Source organism: Gilvimarinus sp. 1_MG-2023 (genome assembly GCF_030548285.1).
This window is the reverse complement of the sequence record NZ_JAUOSC010001178.1, coordinates 1-262: the sequence shown is the minus strand read 5'-3', so window position 1 is coordinate 262 and position 262 is coordinate 1. Positions and strand designations below refer to the sequence as shown.

Here is a 262-nt window from a genome sequence, read left to right as displayed (position 1 = left end):
CCGCCATTCTTCGATAAAGCCAGGTTCCACATGGAACACTCCCCAATCAAGAAACTGGCGGCGGTCTTCTGGAGATCCAACCAGTAACCGGAAGGTATTGGGCTCAATCACTTGAACCGGCAAGCAACTGGCGACCTGTGCCTGGGATGTCAGTACCGATCCATCGAGGCGAAACAGTACGTCACCATTACGTAAACGGAGGCTGTACAGGTTCTGTGTTTTTTCTTCATCAGGCTCGCCCATCTCGCATTCCAGCTCAAGC

Annotated in this window: 1 pseudogene; it reads right to left on the bottom strand. The window is 52.7% G+C overall.

Features of this window, described 5'->3' with window-relative positions:
* Nucleotides 1-243: pseudogene (locus tag Q4563_RS20570) on the bottom strand (DNA replication/repair protein RecF); the annotation flags it as partial.
* Nucleotides 244-262: the final 19 nt, after the last annotated feature.